An 18,927-nucleotide genomic window follows, 5' to 3' on the forward strand; every position below is an offset into this window, starting at 1 on the left:
TCGGCCAGCGCCTAACGTCGTCCGGGACTACGAACCGCATCCGAAATTTCGAACAACGGTGGTGAACCGTGGACAGAACCCGCGACTTCCTGCGCACCCTGGGCCTGCCGCCCGGCGACCCGGGTGAGCTGCCGACGAGCCCCAAGCGGTTCCCGGACGGCGCCCAGTACCGGGTGGAGATCCCGAGCGTCGAGGGCCCGGAGGCGCTGGAAGCCGTCTACGCCGAGGCCGACGCCCGCGGGGTCGTGGTGCACCGCGTCTCGCAGGGCAGCGGCGGCATGTTGCTGACGCGCGCGGAGCTGGCCGCGATGGCCGACCTCGCGCGGGCGCGCGAGGTCGAGGTGAGCCTGTTCGCCCGCCCGGTCGCCGGGTGGGACACCGGTGCCGCGTCCGTGGCGTCCGGCGGCGGGCCCTTCGCCGCGCAGGCGCGGGGCGCCGAGCAGCTGGTCCACGTGCTGGAGGACATCCGCCGCACCGCTGAGGCCGGGATCCGCAGCGTGCTGGTCACCGACCTCGGGGTGCTGAGCGTCGCCGACCGCATGCGCGCGGCCGGGGAACTGCCCGTCGACATGCGGTTCAAGGTCAGCGTGCAGATGGGCCTGGCCAACCCGGCGTCGATCCGGCTCGCCGAACAGGCCGGGGCCACCACCTACAACGTGCCGACCGACCTGAGCCTGGCCCAGCTCGCCGCGATCCGCGCGGCCGTCGACCTGCCCCTGGACGTCTACATCGAGGCGCCGGACGACCTCGGCGGATTCGTCCGGCACTTCGAGATCGCCGAGATCGTGCGGGTCGCCGCGCCGGTCTACCTCAAGTTCGGGCTGCGCAACGCGCCGAACATCTACCCCAGCGGCACGCACCTGACGCCGACCGCGGTCGCGCTGGTGCGCGAGCGGGTCCGTCGTGCTGAGATCGGTCTCGAACTGCTCCACCGGCACGCGCCGGAGGCCGTCGGCTCGGCCCTGCCTGCCGCCGACCTCGCCGTGCCCGCCACCGTCGCGGAGGTGACCCGATGAGCTTGGACGACATCCTCGAAGCGGCCGCCGACGCCGCCCGGTCGTGGGCGCGCGCCGATCGCGCCGCGGCGTTGCAGAAGGTCGCGGACGGCATCGACGCGGCCGCGGATGAGCTCGTGCCGATCGCGCACGAGGAGACGCACATCCCGGAGGCGCGGCTGCGTGGTGAGGTCGTGCGCACCACGTTCCAGCTCCGGTTGCTGGCCGAGGAGGTCCAGCCGCGCACGGTCGTCGACGAGGCGGACCCCTCGTGGCCGCCCGCGCCGCGGCCGAAGCTGGTGCTGACCCACCGTCCGATCGGGCCGGTGCTGGTTTTCGCGGCGTCCAACTTCCCGTTCGCGTTCTCGGTCGCGGGCGGGGACACCGCGTCGGCGCTGGCGGCGGGCTGCCCGGTGGTGCTCAAGGCGCACCCCGGCCACCCCCGGTTGTCCGACGCGACCGGCGAGATCGTGCGGGCCGCGCTGCCGGAGGGCGTGTTCGCGTTGATCCACAGCGAGGAGGACGGCCGGGCCGCGCTGACCGATCCCCGCGTCCGGGCGGCGGCGTTCACCGGTTCGCCGACCGCTGGGCGGGCGCTGTACGACCTGGCGGTCTCGCGGCCGGATCCGATCCCGTTCTACGGCGAGCTGGGCAGCGTGAATCCGGTGTTCGTCACCGAGGCGGCGGCGCGGGCGCGTGGCCCGGAGATCGCGGCCGGGTACGTGGACTCGTTCACGATGGGCGCCGGTCAGCTGTGCACGAAGCCCGGGTTGTTCGTGGTCCCGGCCGGGGCCGGGATCGGGGAGGCGGCGGCCGAGCGGGTGCGCGAGGTGGCCGCCGCGCCGCTGCTCAACGAGCGCATCGCGAGCGGTTACGCGGCGGTGCTCGGCCGGCTGGTCGGGCACGCCGAGGTGCGCACGCTGGTCGACGGCGGCGAGGCGCCAACACTGCTGGCCACGACCGCGAAGGCGCTGCTGGAGCACGGCGAGGCGCTGCGGACCGAGTGCTTCGGCCCGGCCTCGCTGGTGGTGGAGTACTCGACCGCGTCCGAAATGCTGGACGTCGTCCGGTCCCTCGACGGGCAGCTCACCGGAACCGTGCAGGCGGAGGACGACGACCCGGTGGCGGCCGAACTGGTCGACGAGCTGGCCGAGCACGTGGGGCGCGTGGTGTGGAACGGGTGGCCGACCGGGGTGGCCGTGACGCGCGCGATGCACCACGGCGGCCCGTACCCGGCGACCACGGCGCCGCTGCACACCTCGGTCGGCACGGCGGCGGTGGACCGGTTCCGGCGCCCGGTCGCGTTCCAGAACGTGCCGGACAACGTGCTGGGGCCTTGAGGCGGTGCCGGCTCCCAGCCGGCACCGCCGCGGGTTCTGAGGTGGTTCCTCGCGAGGACAGCGCCGACGTGGTGAACCGGCGTTCATGAGGAGGCGATCCCACAGCGAGGGGCCGCCTCAGGTTCCGCTACCTGCACCGCCGTGTAAGCCGTGATCAGCAGGATCTCGAGGGCGGCCGCCGAGGCGCTGGGAGAGCTCGGCGGCGCCCTCGCGGACCAGTTTTTCCCAGCGGCGCCAGGACTCCTGGTCGTGGCGCGAGGTCGGGATGGAGATGCTCATCGCGGCGACCCATTCGCCGCGCGAGTCCACCACCGGCGCGGCCACGCAGCCGGCGTCCGGATTGGACTCGCTGCGCTCGTGCGCGACGCCGGTCACGCGGACCGCGTCCAGCTGGGCGAGCAGCTCCGGGCGGGACGTGATGCTGTGCTCGGTGAGCGCGGTCAGCCGGTGTCCCTTGAGGCGGCGGCTGACCTCCTCCCTGGACAGCCCGGCGAGCAGGACCTTGCCCACGGCGGTGCAGTTGGCCGGCAGCCTGCGGCCGACCGCGGAGATCAGTCGCACCGAGTGGGTCGAGTCTATTTTGGACACGTAAACGACCTCGAGCCCGTCCAGCACGGCGACGTGCACGGTCTCGTCGCACTGCGCCGCGACCCGCCGCGCCACCGCGTCCGCCTCGACGCCGAACTCCAGCCGCTGCTGGTAGCGCGCCCCCAGTTCGAGCAGCTTCGGGCCGAGGCGGTACATGGTCTCCTCGCCTGCCTGGCGGTCCAGGTACTTCCGGGCGACGAGGGTGGTCAGCAGCTCGTGTGTGGTGGAGCGGGGCAGGCCCAGGCGCTCGACGATCTCGGTCGCGGACAGGCGGACGTGTTCGTCGAGGAACAGTTCCAGGATGTCCGCGGCCCGGAGCACGGCCGGTACGAGACGGGGCATGACCGCACGATACCCCGCCTCGTCCGAAATACCGGACTCAGTTCACGACTTCGACGACGTCACCCGTGCGGAGGGTCTGGTAGAAGGCCTTCGCGTCGGCGTGCGAGAGGTGCACGCACCCGTGCGACTGCTCACGCAGGCTGCCCTCGTGGAACGCCACCCCGGTGGTCGTGAAGAACACCGAGTACGGCATCGGGGCGTCGTAGGCCTTGCTGTAGTGGTCGATGTCGCGGTACTGGACCTTGAACGTGCCCACCGGCGTCTCGTGGCCGGGTTTGCCCACGGTGACCGGAACGGGCCCGCGGGTCACCTGACCGTTGTTCGTCAGCCAGGCCTGGTTGGTGTGCAGCCGCAGGCACGCTTTCGCCTGCGGGCTGCACGGTGTTTCCGCTGCTTGTGCGGCGGGAGCGGCGATCCCGATCGAGCCGAGGAGCGCCGCTCCGGCCGCGATACCGATGATCTTTCGCATACGGATGGTTACCCGATGACGAGAAGTTCACACGGTCCGGCGACAAGTCACCGGCGTCAGCGCTTCCGGCCGTACAACCCCGTGACGAGCTTGCTCACCAGTTTGTCCGTCTTCTCGGTGCGCGCGAAGGTCGTCAGCTTGATCGGCACCGCGAAGCGCTGGCGGGCGACCGCCTTCGGGCGCGCGAACTCACGCAGGCCCTCCGGCCCGTGGATCCGCCCGAACCCGGAGTCGCCGACCCCGCCGAACGGCAGCGACGCGGCTCCGGCGAACGAGAACGGCGCGTTGATCGAGATCATCCCGGCCTTGAGCCGCTGGGCCAGTCGCGTGGCGTTGGCACGGGAGAACACCGTCGAGCCGAGCCCGTAGACCGTCGCGTTGGCCTTTTCGACCGCCTCGTCCATGTCGCGCACCTTGGCGATCGTCATGGTCGGGCCGAACGTCTCCTCCCGCACCGCGGCGGAGTCCTCCGGCACGTCGACCAGGACGGTCGGCTCGACGAACCGGTCGCCGACCGCGTCCGCGCCGCCGGTCAGCGCCCGGCCGCCGCGGGCCAGGGCGTCGGCGATGTGCCTGCGCACCACGTCCAGCTGCGACGGCATGGTCATCGGGCCGTACTGCTCGCCCGGCTTCACCCCGCGGGTCAGCGCGACGACCTTGTCCACGAACTGGTCGTAGACCCGCTCGTGCACGTACACCCGCTCCACGCCGATGCAGGTCTGCCCGGAGTTGGAGAACGCGCCCCACACGGCGGCGTCGGCGGCCGCGTCCAGGTCGGCGTCGGAGTCGACGATCAGCGGGTCCTTGCCGCCGGCCTCGATGACCACCGGCGTGAGGGTCTCGGCGGCCGCGGCCATGATCTTCTTGCCGGTCGCGGTCGAGCCGGTGAACGCGATCTTGTCCACGCCCGCGCCGACGAGCGCCGCGCCGGTCGCGCCGAAGCCGGTGACCAGCTGCAGCACCGGGTACTCGGGCACCACCTCGGCGAACGTGTCGACCAGCCACTTCCCGACGCCGGGGGTGTACTCGCTCGGCTTGAACACCACGGCGTTTCCCGCCGCGAGGGCGTAGGTGATCGAGCCCAGCGGCGTGTAGACCGGGTAGTTCCACGGCCCGATCACGCCGACCACGCCCAGCGGCTGGTACTCGACGGTCGCGGTGTGGTTGGACAGCAGCAGTCCGGCCGAGCGGCGTTTCCGGCCCAGCACCTTGCGCGCGTTGCGGGCCGCCCAGTGGATGTGTTCGATCGCGAGCACGGCCTCCAGTTGCGCGTCGCCGGCGGGCTTGCCGGTCTCCTTGCTGACGACGTCGCACAGCTCGGCGAGGCGGTGGGTGATGATCCCGTTCCAGCGGCGCAGGCGGTCGGCGCGGCCCTCGAACCCGAGGCCTGCCCACCAGCCTGCGGCGGTCCGCGCGGCGGCGACCGCGGCCTGGACGTCCTCCGCGGTGTGCACCGGGTGGGTCCCGACGACCTCGTCGGTGGCCGGGTTCAGCGAGTCGAACGTGTCCTGGACGGCCGGCTTCGGCTCCACGGCGGTCATCCTTGGCCTCCTAACTACTGTTCAGTAGCGCCAGCATGGCACATGCGCAGGCCGAGCTCACTACCCCGAGAGTGGGCGCCAGCGACAACGGCAGCACGCCGACGCTCAGCGACCCCAGCCCGAAGCCGGTCGCCTGCACGACGAACGCGGCCGAGAACCCCTCCGCGCGACGGCCCTCCGGCAGCAACCGCTGAAGCCGCACGGACGCGATGGTCAACAGCGGCCCGGTGCCGCCGCCGACCAGCGCCGCTCCGGTGAGCAGCCCGGCCCACCCGAGGTCCGCAGCCAGCACCGAGCCACCTGCGACGAACCCGGCCAGCGCCAACGCTGCCTGCCGCCGTCCGGCGGGTGGCCGTCGCCACGCGAAGACCGCGCTGCCCGCGATGCTGGCCCCGCTCAGCACGACGATCACCACTGCGGCCAGTGCCGGGTCCGCGCCGAGCCGTTGGACCAGCGGCAATGGCGCGACCTCGACGGTCGCGAGCAGGTGGCCGAGCGCGAACAGGCACGCGAGCCACGGCAGTGCGTTCCGGACGGGCAGTTTCGCCGCCCTCGGCGGGGCTGGCGCGACGGCCCGCGGCACGGCCAGCGCGGCGGCGAAGTAGGCCGCGGCCATGGCGGCGAGCGGGACGAGCGCGCCGGCCGGGTTCAGCGCGGCGACCAGCAGCGGCCCGGCGATCAGGACACCCTCGAAGAGCATCGAGTCGATCGCGACGGCGCGCGGCAGCCGATCGTCCGGCACGACGGAGCCGAGCAGGGTTCGGAAGCCGCCGGACAGCCCGCCGACGACCAGCCCGGGCACGACGACCAGCGCGACCAGCAGCAGCCCGTGGGATTCGGCCCCCGCGGCCACGACGAGCGCCGCCATGGCCGTGCCCGCGGCGAGCAGGAGGAGCACCAGACCGCGGGTCACGCCGATCCGGTCGAGCAGCCGCCCGCACGGCACCGCGCCCACGATCTCGGCCCCCACGAGCACGGCGACCATCACCCCGCCGAGCCGGTAGGACCCGGTGACAACGGCGGCGACGGACGTGAAGGCGAGCGGCCCCATGGCGATGGGCAGGCGGTAGAGCTGGGCGCCCGCGGACCAGCGCCAATACGCGCGATTCACCTGGATCTCCTTGGTGGTGTTTGGTTCCGGCCCCGGTCGGAAGGTCCACTTCTTCCGGACCAACCCGGTTAGCGGCCCGTCTCGCCGTGGCGCCGGCCGGGCACCTGATCCGGCTGGTTGGCCGCCATGCCCCGGCGGGCGGGCCCGGCCCGCGGCCAGGCTCCCGGTGCTGCCCACCTCCAGCGGGAGCCGCCTGCTCGGCGAGCCGTCGCGCGGCTGCGGGCGAGCCCCCCACGCGACTTCTGCTCGGCCGCCGCCTGGCACCCAGGCATCCCGTGCCTCGGCGGCCTGCCGCCGGGCGTTGCCGGGCCGGGGGCTCGGTCCCCGGCCTGCGGTCGGCGCCGGCCGCGCGGCTGCTTCGCGCGCCTACCGGGAGCCGCGCGCACGGCGAGCCGCCGCGCGGCTGCGGGCGAGCCCCCACGCGACTTCTGCTCGGCCACCGCCTGGCACCAGGCATCCTGCGCCCCGGCGGGCCGCCACCCTGGCCTTGCCGGGCGGGGGCTCGATCCCCGGCCGCGCGGCCGGCGCCGGCCGCGCGGCTGCTTCGCGCGCCTAATGGAAGCCGCGCGCACGGCGAGCCGCCGCGCGGCTGCGGGCGAGCCCCCACGCGACTTCTGCTCGGCCACCGCCTGGCACCCAGGCATCCCGCGCCCCGGCGGGCCGCCGCCGGGCCTTGCCTGGCGGGGGCTCGGTCCCCGGCCTGTGGTCGGTGCCGGCCGCGCGGGTGCTTCGCGCGCCTACCGGGAGCCGCCCGCACGGCGAGCCGTCGCGCGGCTCCGGGCGAATTCCCCACCCGGCTTCGGCTCGGCCACCGCCCCGGTGCCGGGGCACCCCCGTCCCGGCGGCTGGCCGCCAAGCCCCGCCGGGGCCGCCCCCGCCCCGGCCGACGCCCCGGCCCCGGGTGAGCCCCACGCGGCTTCGGCTCGGCCACCGCCCAGCACCCAGGCATCCCGCGCCCCGGCGAGCCACCCACCCGAGCGCTGCCCGCCCAGCGGTGCCACCCCATCTGCCCCGATTCGCACCCTTCCGACTGTTCCGCCGCCCCTCCCGGATCCATACTGATTCGGAAATCCCCGAAAGTCGGCCGCCATGATCGAGTTGGTTCTCACCGCCGCGAGCCCGGTCCGCTTCGGCATCTCCCCGCTGGAGGAGGTGCTCGGCGCGGTCCAGGTCGGGCTCGGCCTGCGCGCACACCCCGCGCACCCGCCGTGGCTGACCGGTGCCGACCTGCCGATCGCCGAGCTGCGCAGCGTCCTGTCCGGCCGCCGCTACATCACCGACTTCCTCAGCCCGCCGCCGGACGGCCCGCATACCACCGCCGAGGCGCAGCTGGACCGCATCCGCCGCACGCCGCCGCGACAGGTCGCCGCCGAGCTGGCCATGGTCGACGCCGACCTCAGCGGCCTGCCCGCCGACCCGGCGAAGGCCCGCGACCTGCTCGCCGACCAGATGGCGCTCGTCTGGTCCGAGCTGGTCGCGCCGCACTGGCCGGGGATGCGGGACGTCCTCGCGGCCGACATCGCCCACCGCTCCCGCCGGCTCGCCGACGGCGGTCTGCCACTCGTCTTCGCGGACCTGCACCGGCGCGTCCGGCTCGTCGACGGCACGGTCCTGGTCGAATCCCGGTCCCGGGAACGGGTCCGCCTCGGCCGTCGTGGCCTGCTCCTGCTGCCCGCCGTCTTCGCCTGGCCCGGCGTCGGCGTGGTCACCGTGCCGCCCTGGCAGCCCGCGCTGCTCTACCCCGCCCGCGGTGTCGCCGCGTTGTGGGGCGGCCGTCCGGACCACGACGCCCGTCTCGCCGCGGTGTTCGGCCGCACCAAGGCCACCGTCCTGCTCGCCCTCGGCGAGCCGCTGTCCACCTCCGCGCTCGCGGGCCGGCTGGGTCTCGCGCCGAGCACCGTGTCCGCGCACGTCACCGCGCTGCGGGGCGTGGGGATCCTCACGTCGGCGCGATCCGGACATGAGGTCCGGTACCGCCGCAGCGATCTTGGCGACGCGATTCTGGCGGGCCTAGGCTGGTCCTGAACCCACGCGGAGGAGCACCTGATGCGAATCGTCCATTTCGGACACGCCTGTGTCCTGCTGGAGACGGAAAACGCGCGGATCCTGCTCGACCCCGGCGCGTTCTCGGAGGGTTTCGAGGGCGAGCGCGAGCTGGACGCGGTCCTGATCACCCACCAGCACTTCGACCACATCGACAGCGAACGCCTGCCGGTGCTGCTCGAAGCCAACCCGGACGCGAAGCTGGTCGTCGACCCCGGTTCGGCGGAGACCGTGCAGAAGCTGGGCCTGGAGTTCCAGGTCGTCAACCCGGGCGACGCGTTCGAGGCGGGCGGCGCCGCGGTGAACGTCGTCGGCGGGCAGCACGCCGTGATCCACTCCGACATCCCGGTCATCCCGAACGTCGGCTACATCGTCGACCACGGCGCCTTCTACCACCCCGGCGACTCGTTCTTCGTGCCCGAGCAGAAGATCGACGTGCTCGGCCTGCCGACCGGCGCGCCGTGGCTCAAGGCCGGCGAAGCCGTCGACTACCTGCGGGCGGTCGCGCCGCGCGTCGCAGTGCCGATCCACGAGGCGGTGCTCGCGAACCCGGCGATGCACTACGGCTTGTTCACCAACCTCGCGCCGGAGGGCACCGAGGTGCGCGCGCCGACGCGCGGCGAGGACATCAAGCTCCCGTAGGTCGTACCGAAGGCCCGGTTCTCCAGCGCGACGTCGACCGCGTCGAGGAAGGCGTGCCGGAGACCGGGCCGGGCGAGATCGGCGGCGTCGATCCCGAGGCGCACGAGACCACCACGTCGCGCGGCCCGTGCCGAGGCGAGCACGAGCGCGAACGCGCGCACGGTCTCAGTCCGGTGGTTGTGCGCCGCGAACGACTGGACCCGCGAGCGGTGCACGGTGCGGGTGCGCAGGTCGTGCACCGCGGCGAGGTCGGCGCACAGCGCGAAGTGCTCGCCCGCCGCGGCGAGCGTGCCGGGCGAGGCCAGCCACCGCGGCGGCGCGAACCCGTCCGCGCCGAGGCCGAGCTTCTCCAGCGCAGCCTTCGCGGCGATCATCCGCAGCCGGGCCTCGTGCGCGGGCAGGCCGGCGAACTCGGCCTTGCGGTGCAGGCTGACCGCCCGGTGGCTGGGCGGGATGCGGTGGTCGTAGCCGTGCAGCAGGAGACCGTCGCCGCGACTGGTGCGCTCGCGGACCCAGGTGGTGACGGCCTGCGAACCCTCGGTGCGCGGCGCGAAGAGGAGGGACAGGGGGACGTTTCGGCGGTCCAGCTCGGCCGCGAGTTCGGCGCAGCGGTGCAGCGTCCGAGGACCGATGCCGGACAGCGAGACCAGCAGACGGGCGTCCATGTCACCCACCGCACCAGATCGTCATGACGAACCCCTTACCCGCGGGTGACGGCAACCATGACGGGATCTGACAGGGTTCACCGACACGGTGGACGTATGAGCAACGAACTGAGTGGGAAGGTCGCCCTCGTCGCCGGTGGCACGCGCGGGGCGAGCCGGGCGATCGCGGTCGAGCTGGGGCGCCGGGGCGCGTTCGTGTACGTCACTGGGCGGACGTCCGGTGAGCACCGGTCCGAGGTGGGCAGGCCGGAGACCATCGAGGGCACGCTGGAGCGGATCACCGACGCGGGCGGCAAGGGCGCGGCGATCCGCGTCGACCACCTCGACCCGGAGCAGGTGCGGGCCCTGGCCGAGCGGGTCGACCGCGAGCAGGGGCGGCTGGACATCCTGGTCGACGGCATCTGGGGCGGCGACGAGTACATCGGGTGGGGCGAGGCGGTGTGGGACCTGCCGCTGGAGCACGCCCTGCGGTCGATCCGGCTGGGCATCGACGCGCACATCATCACGAGTCACTTCCTGCTGCCGCTGGTGATCCGTAACCAGGGCGGGCTGGTGGTGGAGATGACCGACGGGACCGAGGAGTACAACTCGCGGTTCCGCGAGGGCACGTCGATCGGGTTCTACGTGGCGAAGGCGGCGTCGCACAGCATCGTCAAGGCGGAGGCGCACGACCTGGCCCCGCACGGCGCGACGGCGGTGGCGATGACGCCGGGCTGGCTGCGGTCGGAGGCGATGCTGGAGCACTACGGCGTGACCGAGGAGAACTGGCGGGACGCGCTCGCGAAGGAGCCGCACTTCTGCATCTCGGAATCGCCGGCGTTCGTGGGCAGGGCGGTCGCGTCGCTGGCGGCCGACCCCGAGCGGCACCGGTTCCACGGGCAGACGTTGAACAGCGGGCAGCTGGCGAAGATCTACGAGTTCGACGACGTGGACGGCAGCAGGCCGGACGGCTGGCGCTACGTCGTGGAGGTCCAGGAAGCGGGCAAGCCCGCGGACCCGACCGGCTACCGGTGACGGTCGGCCATCCGCCGTGCGGCGTCGGCGAACAAGGCGCGCACGGCGGGTGGCTCGACGACCTCGACGTCGGTGCCGAGGCCGAGCAACATGCTCGCCGCGATGGCTGGTTCTTCGAGGTCGACGGTGACCTCGACCCAGCCCTCGGGGTCCGGCGGCCCAGCCGCGTCAAGGGCGGCGATGGCCAGGTCGGCGTCGAGGATCTGCGGGAGGCGTTTCACGCCCCAGCGGGACAGGCGCAGGCGGACCGGGTGGCGTTGCAGGGAGCGTTCGAACTGGGTGGAGGAGCGCTGCCACCAGCCGGCGAGGTCGAAGTCGGCGGGCCGCTCGAAGCGCTCGTCGGTGAGCTCGACGGCGGTGACCTTGCTGACGCGGTAGGTGCGGATGCTGTGCTCGATGCGGGCGACGAGGTACCAGACGCCGGCCTTGAGGACGAGGCCGAGTGGTTCGAGGAGGCGTTCGACGGTGTGGTCGCCGCGCCGGTAGGTGATCGCGGCGCGGCGCTGCTCCCACACGGACTGGGCGATGGTCGCCAGGTGCTCGGCGTCCTCTTCGGACTTGAACCAGCCGGGCGCGTCGAGGTGGAAGCGCTGGGCGAGGTGCTGGGCCTGCTCCCGCAGCGGGGCGGGGAGGGTGGCGCTGACCTTGGCGTGGGCGGCGGAGACGGCGGTGCCGAGACCCAGCTCGGCCAGCGCGCGGGGCACGCCCATCGCGAAGATGGCGACGGCCTCGCGGGAGGTGAGCCCGTCCAGCCGGGTGCGCCACCCCTCCACGAGCCGCACGCCGCCGTACCGCCCGGTCTCCGTCCACAGTGGAACACCAGCGGCCTGCAGGGCGGCGATGTCGCGGTGCATGGTGCGCTCCGAAACGCCGAGCGCCTCGGCCAGCTCGGGGACGGTCGCGCTGCGCCTGCTCTGCAGGGTGAAGAGCAGGGCCACCAGACGTTCCGCGCGCATCCCCCGATGATGCCGGAGATGCCGACGTGCGGGTGGCCGTGGTGGCAGCACGGCCGGGCGGGTGGTTGGGCAAGTGGGTGCAAGCGGCCGCGCGGCGATGAATGGTCCGTTCATCGCCGCGTCAGTGGACACCTCGCGAGTGCGTGAGGGGGCGGCTGGTGGGTGGGCGAGGTGCGCTTGTGGCGGGGTTGGTGAATGGGCCGTTCATCGGCGCTTGAGTGGACATGTCGCGGGTGCGTGAGGGGGCGGCTGGTGGGTGTGCGGGGTGCGCACCGGTGGGGTGATGATTGGTCCGTTCATCGGCACATAGGTGGGCATCTCGTGAGTGCGCGGAGGGGTATGTCGTGGAGGCGCGAGTGTGCATGTCGCGACCGCGTGAGGTGTCCGCTCGCGTCGATGTGGGTGGGCTGTTCATCGAGGCGTGCGTCGTTGGTCCTCTCGCGCAGCGGCGAGAGGCGCATCTCGCGTTGCGATGAATGGACCGTTCACGCCATCGCTTCCGAATCGGCCACCCATCACCGTGCGAGATGCCCGTCGGCGCTGGCGCGAACGGGCCTTCCATCGGCACGAACGGCCCTTCCATCGAGAGGCAGCGCTACCGCGCCTCGCGGGCAGCGCTACCCGCTTCGCGCTACCCGCTTCGCGAAGCTACCGCGCTTCGAGCTACCCGCTTCCCGAAGCGCCGGCGCACCCGCGCACCCGCGCACCCGCGCAAACACACCACCAACCCGGCGGTCAGAGGATCGGCTGCGGCACGTACTTCGAAGCCTCCGGGAACCGCTCCAGCACGTCCTCCACGCGCGCCACCACGGCAGCCACCTGAGCCGGCGCCACCCCGGTGAACGAGATCCGGTCGGCGAGCAACTGCTCAAGCCCGGCGCGGTCCAGCGGCACCCGCGCATCGGCCGCGAGCCGGTCCAGCAGGTCGTTGTCGGCGCCCTTCTCGCGCATCGCCAGCGCCACCCCGACCGCGTGCTCCTTGATCGCCTCGTGGGCGGTCTCCCGGCCGACCCCGGCCCGCACCGACGCCATCAGCACCTTCGTCGTCCCCAGGAACGGCAGGTACCGCTCCAGCTCCCGCGCCACCACGGCCGGGAACGCGCCGAACTCGTCGAGCACCGTCAAGAACGTCTCCAGCAGCCCGTCCAGCGCGAAGAACGCGTCCGGCAGCGCGACCCGGCGCACCACCGAATCCGACACGTCCCCCTCGTTCCACTGGTCGCCCGCCAGCTCGCCGATCATCGACAAGTAGCCACGCAGCACGACCGCCAAGCCGTTGACCCGCTCGCACGACCGCGTGTTCATCTTGTGCGGCATCGCCGACGAGCCGACCTGCCCCGGCTTGAACCCCTCGGTCACCAGCTCGTGCCCGGCCATCAAGCGAATCGTCTTCGCCAGGCTCGACGGCGCCGCCGCCAGCTGCACCAGCGCGGACAGCACGTCGAAGTCCAGCGACCGCGGGTACACCTGCCCCACGCTGGTGAACGTCCGCGAGAACCCCAGGTGCGCGGCGATCCGGTTCTCCAGCTCGGCCAGCGTCTCCGCGGAACCCAGCAGGTCCAGCATGTCCTGCGCCGTCCCCACCGGGCCCTTGATCCCGCGCAACGGGTACCGCCCGATCAGGTCGTCCAGCCGGTCGAACGCCACCAGCAGCTCGTCCGCGGCCGTCGCGAAGCGCTTGCCCAGCGTCGTCGCCTGGGCGGCCACGTTGTGCGACCGGCCCGCCATCACCAGCTCCGCGTGCTCGGCGGCCAGCGCCGCCAGCCGCGCCAGCACCGCGGCCACCCGCGAGCGCACCAGCTCCAGCGACCGCCGGACCTGCAGCTGCTCGACGTTCTCCGTCAGATCGCGCGACGTCATGCCCATGTGCACGTGCTCGTGCCCGGCCAGCGCGTTGAACTCCTCGATGCGCGCCTTCACGTCGTGCCGGGTGACGCGCTCCCGCTCCGCGATGCTGCCGAGGTCGACCTGGTCCAGCACCCGCTCGTAGTCCTCGACGACCCCGTCCGGCACCTCGACACCCAGGTCGCGCTGGGCGCGCAGCACCGCGATCCACAGCTCGCGCTCGAGCTTCACCTTGTTCTCCGGCGACCACAGCGAGACCAGCTCGGGAGAGGCGTAGCGACCGGCGAGGACGTTGGGGATCTGCGGTTTCGTCACGACCCAAGCTTAGATAGCGCGCGAGCGAGCCTCGCCCGCGCCACCGCCCGCGGATCCGGATCCACCTCGATCAAGGCGTTGACCACGGCGCCGTCGACGAGCGCGATCAGCTCCTCCAGCCGGTCCCGCTCGATCACCAGCCCGGACCGGGCGAAGATCTCCGTCAGCAGCTCCCGCAGCTCCGCGCCGAGCGCCCGCATCAACGGCCGCAGGTACGGCCGCCGCCCGGTCGCCACCAGCCGCTCGTACCGCAGCAGCACCGCCTCGTAGCCGGGGTCCTCGCCGAGCAACTGGTCCAGCACCAGTTCCACGACGCTGTCGATGCGGCGGTGCTCGGTCGGCAGGTCGTCCAGCTGCGCGTGCCCCTTCGCCAGCTCGGCGCGGCCGTGGTGCTCGGCGGCGGCGCTGATGAGGTCGTCGAGCGAATCGAAGTAGTACGTCGTCGACGCCAGCGGCAGCCCGGCCCGCTCGGCGACCGCGCGGTGCCGGATCGCGTCGAAACCGCCTTCGACCAGCAGCTCGGCGGCCGCCTCGATGAGGGCGGCCCGCCTGCGCTCACCCTTCGGCGTGCTCGCTCCGGACGTCATGGCCGCCCATCTAACCAGCTAGAACCTCTGCGCGAGCGCGGTGGCGATCTTCGGGACGTCGTCCGCCAGCGGCGCGGCGCTGCCCGGGGCGGGCACACTCAGCACGATCACCGTCCCGCCGCCCGCGGTCAGCCGCTGGTCCACGACGGCGCCGTCGGCGAGCTTCGCGAGCTGGACGCTGGCCCCGGGTGGCAGCACGGTCGCCGACACCGAACCGCTGCGGCCGTTCTCGGTGACGCCGTACCTCGCGGTGCGCGAGCCCGGCGTGCACACGTCGCCCGCGTCCGGCCCCGTGATCCCGGTGGCCGGGAGCTCGCCAGCGAGGGCGGTGGCGAGCTCCCGGTCCACCTTGTCGCACCCGGAGGTGCTGTCGGCCCGCGGGCCGTTCTCCCCGGCGCCCTCTCCTCCCTGCATGGCGGAGGGACCGGAAAGCTGGGGCACAGCGGACGGGAGACGCCCCGGCGCGTTAGCCGGTTGCTCCTGCCCCTGGACTTGATTCGATTGAGTGGTCCGGGACTGGACGAACCCGGCGATTCCGGCGCCGAACAGGGCGAAGACCACGCAGAGTGACGCCACCGCGAGCGTCGTGCGCCGCCGCGTCGTGACCCGCGCCGAGGCCGTCCGCACGTCCCGCACGTCGAACCCCGCCGGGGGCGGCTCACCGGGCGCGGACCGGAACAACTCCGTCAGCTCTCGCTCATCCACCGGCTTCCACCTCCTCGCCCAGCGCGTCGCGCAGGTTCGCCAGCCCCCGCGCGGTCTGGCTCTTCACGTTCCCCTCGCTGCAGCCGAGGACCTTCGCGACACCGGCCACGTCCAGCCCCTCGAAGTACCGCAGGACCAGCACGGCGCGCTGCTTCGGCGGCACCGCGCGCAGCCCGGCCAGCAGGTCCGCGCGCGTGGCGACCTGGTCGTCCATCCGGGCGCCCGCGGGCTCGGGCTCGGGCAGCTGCTCCACGTGCCGCTCCCTCCGCCAGGGCCGTCTCGACTCGTCGATCGACGCCCGGACCAGCGTCTTCCGCACGTAGGCGTCGGTCGCGGCGCGATCCCGGATGCGGTTCCACTTCCGGTGCAGCGCCACGAACGCCGTCTGCGCGAGGTCGTCCGCGCGGTGCCAGTCGCCGCAGAGCAGGTACGCGGTCCGGCGCACGGAGTCGCGTTTTGCCGCGAAGTACTCCGCGAAGTCCCGCTCGTCACCCTCGTCCACGCGCTAAGGCTCTCCGCTCCGACGTCTCGGCGTAAAGACGGAACTGCGCCGACGGTGGGTTGCACCTTCTTGAAGATCATCTGAACGGTGTGATGTGATCTGACTGTGACCTCCGCAGCCACCCAGTTGATCGACTTCCGCTCTGACACCGTCACTCGTCCGGATGAGCAGATGCGCAGAGCGATGGCGTCCGCTGAGGTCGGCGACAACGTCATCGACGTCGACCCGACGGTCCGCGAGCTCGAGGAGCGCGCGGCCGCGGTCCTCGGCATGCCGGCGGCGCTGTGGACGCCCAGCGGCACGATGGCCAACCTCATCGCCCTGTCCGTCCACCTCAAGCGCGGCGACCGGTTCCTCGCCCCGAACAACGCGCACGTCCTGAACAACGAGCTGGGCTCCGCCGCCTGGCTCGCCGGCGGCATGCCGGAAGCGCTGCCGCACGACGGCGGCCCCGGGCGGCCCAAGCCGGAGACGGTCGCGGCGGCCATCGGCACCCGCAGCGGGCCGTACTACGCGCTGCGCACGACCCTGCTGTGCCTGGAGAACACCCACAACGCGGCGGGCGGCGCGGTCATCCCGCCGCACGAGCACGCCCAGCTGCTGTCCACCGCGCGGCAGGCCGGGCTGCAGGTCCACCTGGACGGCGCCCGCGTCTGGCACGCGGCTGTCGCGCTCGGCCTGCCGCCCGCCGCGCTGACCGTGGGCGTGGACAGCGTGTCGGCGTGCTTCAGCAAGGGGCTGGGCGCGCCGGCCGGGTCGGTCGTCGCGGGCAGCCGGGAGTTCGTGGAGCGGGCGCGCCGGATGCGGCAGATGCTCGGCGGCGGCATGCGGCAGATCGGTGTGCTCGCCGCGGCCTGCCTGGTCGCGCTGGACCGGGTCCCGGACCTCGCCGCGGAGCACGAGAAGGCCCGGCGGCTGGCCGACGGGCTGCGTGAGCTGGGCTGGCAGGCCGACACCCCGGAGACCAACATCGTGCTCGCGCCGGTCGCCGACATCGCGGTGACGCTGGAGTCGCTGCAGGCCCAGGGCGTGCTGGCGCTGCCGATGGCCGGCAAGGTGCGGTTCGTGCTGCACCGGGACGTCTCGCCGGCCGACGTGGACGAGGCGCTGCGCCGCATCAAGGCCGGTGGTCACCCGTGACCGGGTGGGTGGTGTTCGACTACGGCGAGGTGATCTGCGGCCGGACGACCGCCTTGCCGGATCTGGCGGCCACGCTGGGTGTGCCGCTGGCGGAGTTCGAGCCGCACTACTGGCGGCTGCGGGACGCCTACGACCGCGGCTGCGCGGATCTGGAGTACTGGGGCGGGGTCGGCGAGGCGCTCGGCGTGCCCGTCGACGAGTCCACATCGGACCGGCTGACCGAGATCGACATCCGCGGCTGGTCGGACGTGCGGGAGTCGGCGCTGGAGCTGCTGGCCGGGTTGAGCGAGGCCGGGGTGCCGCTGGCGCTGTTGTCCAACGCGCCGTCCTCGTTCGCCCGGTTCGCCGAGCGGCAGGAGTGGATGCGGCACTTCCGCGTCCGGGTGTTCTCCGGCGACGTCGGTGTGGCCAAGCCGGACGCGGAGATCTTCGAACTGCTCGTCGCCCGCCTGGGCGTGCCGGCGGGCGACTGCGTCTTCTTCGACGACCGCCAGTCCAATGTGGATGGCGCGCGGGCGGCCGGCCTGCGCGCGCACGTGTGGGACGGGGCCGACGCTGCGCGCGCTCTGCTCTAGGGGCGGATCTGCTTGCGCTCCTTGTTGTTCTTGATCGCGTTGTAGGCCGCGGCACCGAGGAAGCCGACGCCGCCGATCACGGCGATCCACAGGATCGCCTTGAAGACGAACCCGATCACCGAGCCGATCACCATGAACGCGAGCCAGGCGACGAGCAGCGCGCCGACGATCTTCCAGAACATGGCATTCCCCTCCGGTTGTGCCACGCGGGCTCGTTCGGCCCGCTACGTGCAGCCTGGCACGGTTTCGTGCCGGGACGCCCGCGTTCTGGTCAACGTTCAGGGAAAACTGGGGGTTCCCCCGGAGAGCCACCGGCCCAGGCGCGCGACCCCCTCGGTGACGTCGGACTCGGAGCCCGCGAACGAGAACCGGACGAACTTCCCGCCGTCCACGGGGTCGAAGTCGATGCCCGGGGTGATCGCGACGCCGGTGTCGGCGAGCAGCCGCTGGCACCAGCTCAGGCTGTCGGTGGTGTGCTCGGAGACGTCGACGTAGGCGTAGAACGCGCCGTCCACCGGGGCGACGCGGGTCAGCCCGATGCTCGCGAGGCCGTCCAGCAGCAGGTCGCGGTTGCGCCGGTAGTGGGCGACGTGCCCGTCCAGCTCGGCGTAGGACTCCGGCTCGAACGCGGCGACGGCCGCGTGCTGGGCGAGCGCCGGGGCGCAGATGTTGAGGTTGCCGGTGAGCACGTCGACCGCGCGGTGCAGGCGCTTCGGGGCGAGCATCCAGCCCAGCCGCCAGCCGGTCATGGCGAAGTACTTGGAGAACGAGCCGAGCACGATCGATTCGGTGGTGGACTGCCAGGCGCAGCCGAGCTCGGTGCCGTAGGAGATGCCGTGGTAGATCTCGTCGCTGATCAGCTGCACGCCGCGGGACGAACACCAGCCTGCGATGGCGGCGAGCTCGCCGGGCGGCAGCGCGGTGCCTGCCGGGTTGGTCGGGCTCGCCACGATCAACCCGTCGAGCGGACCGAGCTCGTCGAGCAGGTCGACGGTCGGCTGGAAGCGGGTGCTCTCGTCGGTGGCGAACTCGACGACCTCGCAGCCGAGGGCGGACAGCAGGTTGCGGTAGGCCGGGTAGCCGGGCCGGGCCATGGCGACGCGGGCGCCGGCGTCGAAGGCGGACAGGAACGACAGCATGAAGCCGCCCGAGGACCCGGTGGTGACGATGACGTCCTCCGGGCTGACGGTCATCCCGTAGCGGCGGTCGTAGTGCCCGGCGATGGCTTCGCGCAGCTCGGGGATGCCGAGCTGGACGGTGTAGCCCAGGTTCTGGTCCTGTAGAGCGCGTGCGGCCGCCTCCAGGACCGGCTTGGGCGCGCCCGCGCTGGGCTGCCCCGCGGCGAGGCTGACGACGTCCCCGTGGGTCCGCTGCCGGGCGGCGGCCGCGGAGAGCACCTCCATGACGTGGAAGGGCGCGACGTCCGCCCGCTTGGCCGGACCGGGAAACGAGGCTGAGGCGACCATGGGCTTCAGGGTAAGTCGGGCATCGTGGCGCACCTCGTGGTGGCCCACAGCGCGCCAACCGCCGCCCGGCAACGAAACGCCACCGA

General features: G+C 72.9%; 19 protein-coding genes. 7 read left to right on the top strand and 12 right to left on the bottom strand.

Annotated features, from left to right (window positions below; all coding sequences use genetic code 11):
- The first annotated feature begins 68 nt into the window (after window positions 1-68).
- On the top strand, window positions 69-1,016 hold the full coding sequence (locus tag ACCP09_RS11130) for a U32 family peptidase (protein ID WP_123684460.1): 948 nt from the start codon (window positions 69-71) through the stop codon (window positions 1,014-1,016).
- A complete protein-coding gene (locus ACCP09_RS11135) occupies window positions 1,013-2,335 on the top strand; it encodes an aldehyde dehydrogenase (NADP(+)) (RefSeq protein WP_433745542.1) in 1,323 nt (440 codons plus the stop codon). Before ACCP09_RS11130 ends, ACCP09_RS11135 begins: the two co-directional genes overlap by 4 nt.
- 117 nt (window positions 2,336-2,452) lie before the next feature.
- On the opposite strand, the gene ACCP09_RS11140 is transcribed toward ACCP09_RS11135, so the two are convergent.
- Genes ACCP09_RS11140 through ACCP09_RS11155 form a run of 4 tightly spaced genes read right to left on the bottom strand, consistent with a single transcriptional unit; the run spans window position 2,453 to window position 6,386 of the window.
- A complete protein-coding gene (locus tag ACCP09_RS11140) occupies window positions 2,453-3,265 on the bottom strand; it encodes an IclR family transcriptional regulator (protein WP_123684462.1) in 813 nt (270 codons plus the stop codon).
- 37 nt (window positions 3,266-3,302) lie between these two features.
- Entirely contained in the window at window positions 3,303-3,734 is a 432-nt protein-coding gene (locus ACCP09_RS11145; RefSeq protein ID WP_378332853.1) for a L,D-transpeptidase, read from the bottom strand.
- Window positions 3,735-3,790: 56 nt separating this feature from the next.
- Entirely contained in the window at window positions 3,791-5,275 is a 1,485-nt protein-coding gene (locus ACCP09_RS11150) for an aldehyde dehydrogenase family protein (RefSeq protein ID WP_378362164.1), read from the bottom strand.
- A 10-nt stretch (window positions 5,276-5,285) separates the two neighbouring features.
- On the bottom strand, window positions 5,286-6,386 hold the full coding sequence (locus ACCP09_RS11155) for an MFS transporter (protein ID WP_433745547.1): 1,101 nt from the start codon (window positions 6,384-6,386) through the stop codon (window positions 5,286-5,288).
- A 1,089-nt stretch (window positions 6,387-7,475) separates the two neighbouring features.
- On the opposite strand from ACCP09_RS11155, the gene ACCP09_RS11160 reads away from it, so the two are divergent.
- Complete coding sequence (locus ACCP09_RS11160) at window positions 7,476-8,411, top strand: DUF5937 family protein (protein WP_433745549.1); 936 nt, start codon at window positions 7,476-7,478, stop codon at window positions 8,409-8,411.
- Between the two features lie 21 nt (window positions 8,412-8,432).
- Window positions 8,433-9,071, top strand: a complete 639-nt coding sequence (locus ACCP09_RS11165; protein WP_027933345.1) for an MBL fold metallo-hydrolase — start codon at window positions 8,433-8,435, stop codon at window positions 9,069-9,071.
- Here ACCP09_RS11165 and ACCP09_RS11170 read toward each other — a convergent pair.
- The gene (locus ACCP09_RS11170) at window positions 8,990-9,736 is read right to left on the bottom strand and encodes a DUF2334 domain-containing protein (protein WP_123684467.1); all 747 of its coding nucleotides are present in this window, start codon (window positions 9,734-9,736) and stop codon (window positions 8,990-8,992) included. The two genes, ACCP09_RS11165 and ACCP09_RS11170, sit on opposite strands and share 82 nt — an antisense overlap.
- A gap of 96 nt (window positions 9,737-9,832) precedes the next feature.
- Between ACCP09_RS11170 and ACCP09_RS11175 the strand changes: the two genes are divergently transcribed.
- Window positions 9,833-10,750, top strand: coding sequence for an SDR family oxidoreductase (locus ACCP09_RS11175; RefSeq protein ID WP_378362160.1), 918 nt, complete (start codon window positions 9,833-9,835; stop codon window positions 10,748-10,750).
- Here ACCP09_RS11175 and ACCP09_RS11180 read toward each other — a convergent pair.
- From ACCP09_RS11180 to ACCP09_RS11200, 5 genes are all read right to left on the bottom strand, one after another.
- On the bottom strand, window positions 10,741-11,706 hold the full coding sequence (locus ACCP09_RS11180; RefSeq protein ID WP_027933348.1) for a helix-turn-helix transcriptional regulator: 966 nt from the start codon (window positions 11,704-11,706) through the stop codon (window positions 10,741-10,743). The genes ACCP09_RS11175 and ACCP09_RS11180 overlap by 10 nt on opposite strands.
- Window positions 11,707-12,441: 735 nt before the next feature.
- Window positions 12,442-13,866: an adenylosuccinate lyase gene (gene purB / locus ACCP09_RS11185; RefSeq protein WP_433745555.1), complete on the bottom strand. Its 1,425-nt coding sequence runs from the start codon at window positions 13,864-13,866 to the stop codon at window positions 12,442-12,444.
- Window positions 13,863-14,453, bottom strand: coding sequence for a TetR/AcrR family transcriptional regulator (locus ACCP09_RS11190; protein WP_027933350.1), 591 nt, complete (start codon window positions 14,451-14,453; stop codon window positions 13,863-13,865). The genes purB and ACCP09_RS11190 overlap by 4 nt, the downstream gene beginning before the upstream one ends.
- Window positions 14,454-14,471: 18 nt before the next feature.
- The gene (locus ACCP09_RS11195) at window positions 14,472-15,158 is read right to left on the bottom strand and encodes a hypothetical protein (RefSeq protein WP_378332846.1); all 687 of its coding nucleotides are present in this window, start codon (window positions 15,156-15,158) and stop codon (window positions 14,472-14,474) included.
- Complete coding sequence (locus ACCP09_RS11200) at window positions 15,151-15,660, bottom strand: SigE family RNA polymerase sigma factor (protein ID WP_027933352.1); 510 nt, start codon at window positions 15,658-15,660, stop codon at window positions 15,151-15,153. Before ACCP09_RS11200 ends, ACCP09_RS11195 begins: the two co-directional genes overlap by 8 nt.
- A gap of 126 nt (window positions 15,661-15,786) precedes the next feature.
- Here ACCP09_RS11200 and ACCP09_RS11205 point away from each other — a divergent pair, with 126 nt between their 5' ends.
- Together ACCP09_RS11205 and ACCP09_RS11210 are read left to right on the top strand one after the other, a co-directional pair.
- Window positions 15,787-16,800 (top strand): threonine aldolase family protein, encoded by a 1,014-nt coding sequence (locus ACCP09_RS11205; RefSeq protein WP_123687169.1) that lies wholly within the window; start codon window positions 15,787-15,789, stop codon window positions 16,798-16,800.
- On the top strand, window positions 16,797-17,375 hold the full coding sequence (locus ACCP09_RS11210) for an HAD family hydrolase (protein WP_433745559.1): 579 nt from the start codon (window positions 16,797-16,799) through the stop codon (window positions 17,373-17,375). The genes ACCP09_RS11205 and ACCP09_RS11210 overlap by 4 nt, the downstream gene beginning before the upstream one ends.
- Here the strand turns inward: ACCP09_RS11210 and ACCP09_RS11215 are convergent.
- On the bottom strand, window positions 17,372-17,557 hold the full coding sequence (locus ACCP09_RS11215) for a hypothetical protein (RefSeq protein WP_017985728.1): 186 nt from the start codon (window positions 17,555-17,557) through the stop codon (window positions 17,372-17,374). The two genes, ACCP09_RS11210 and ACCP09_RS11215, sit on opposite strands and share 4 nt — an antisense overlap.
- A gap of 96 nt (window positions 17,558-17,653) precedes the next feature.
- The gene (locus ACCP09_RS11220) at window positions 17,654-18,841 is read right to left on the bottom strand and encodes a pyridoxal phosphate-dependent aminotransferase (protein ID WP_027933356.1); all 1,188 of its coding nucleotides are present in this window, start codon (window positions 18,839-18,841) and stop codon (window positions 17,654-17,656) included.
- Window positions 18,842-18,927 lie beyond the last annotated feature (86 nt).

It is taken from the genome of Amycolatopsis sp. 3B14, from assembly GCF_050958625.1.
Lineage (GTDB): Bacteria > Actinomycetota > Actinomycetes > Mycobacteriales > Pseudonocardiaceae > Amycolatopsis_E > Amycolatopsis_E thermoflava.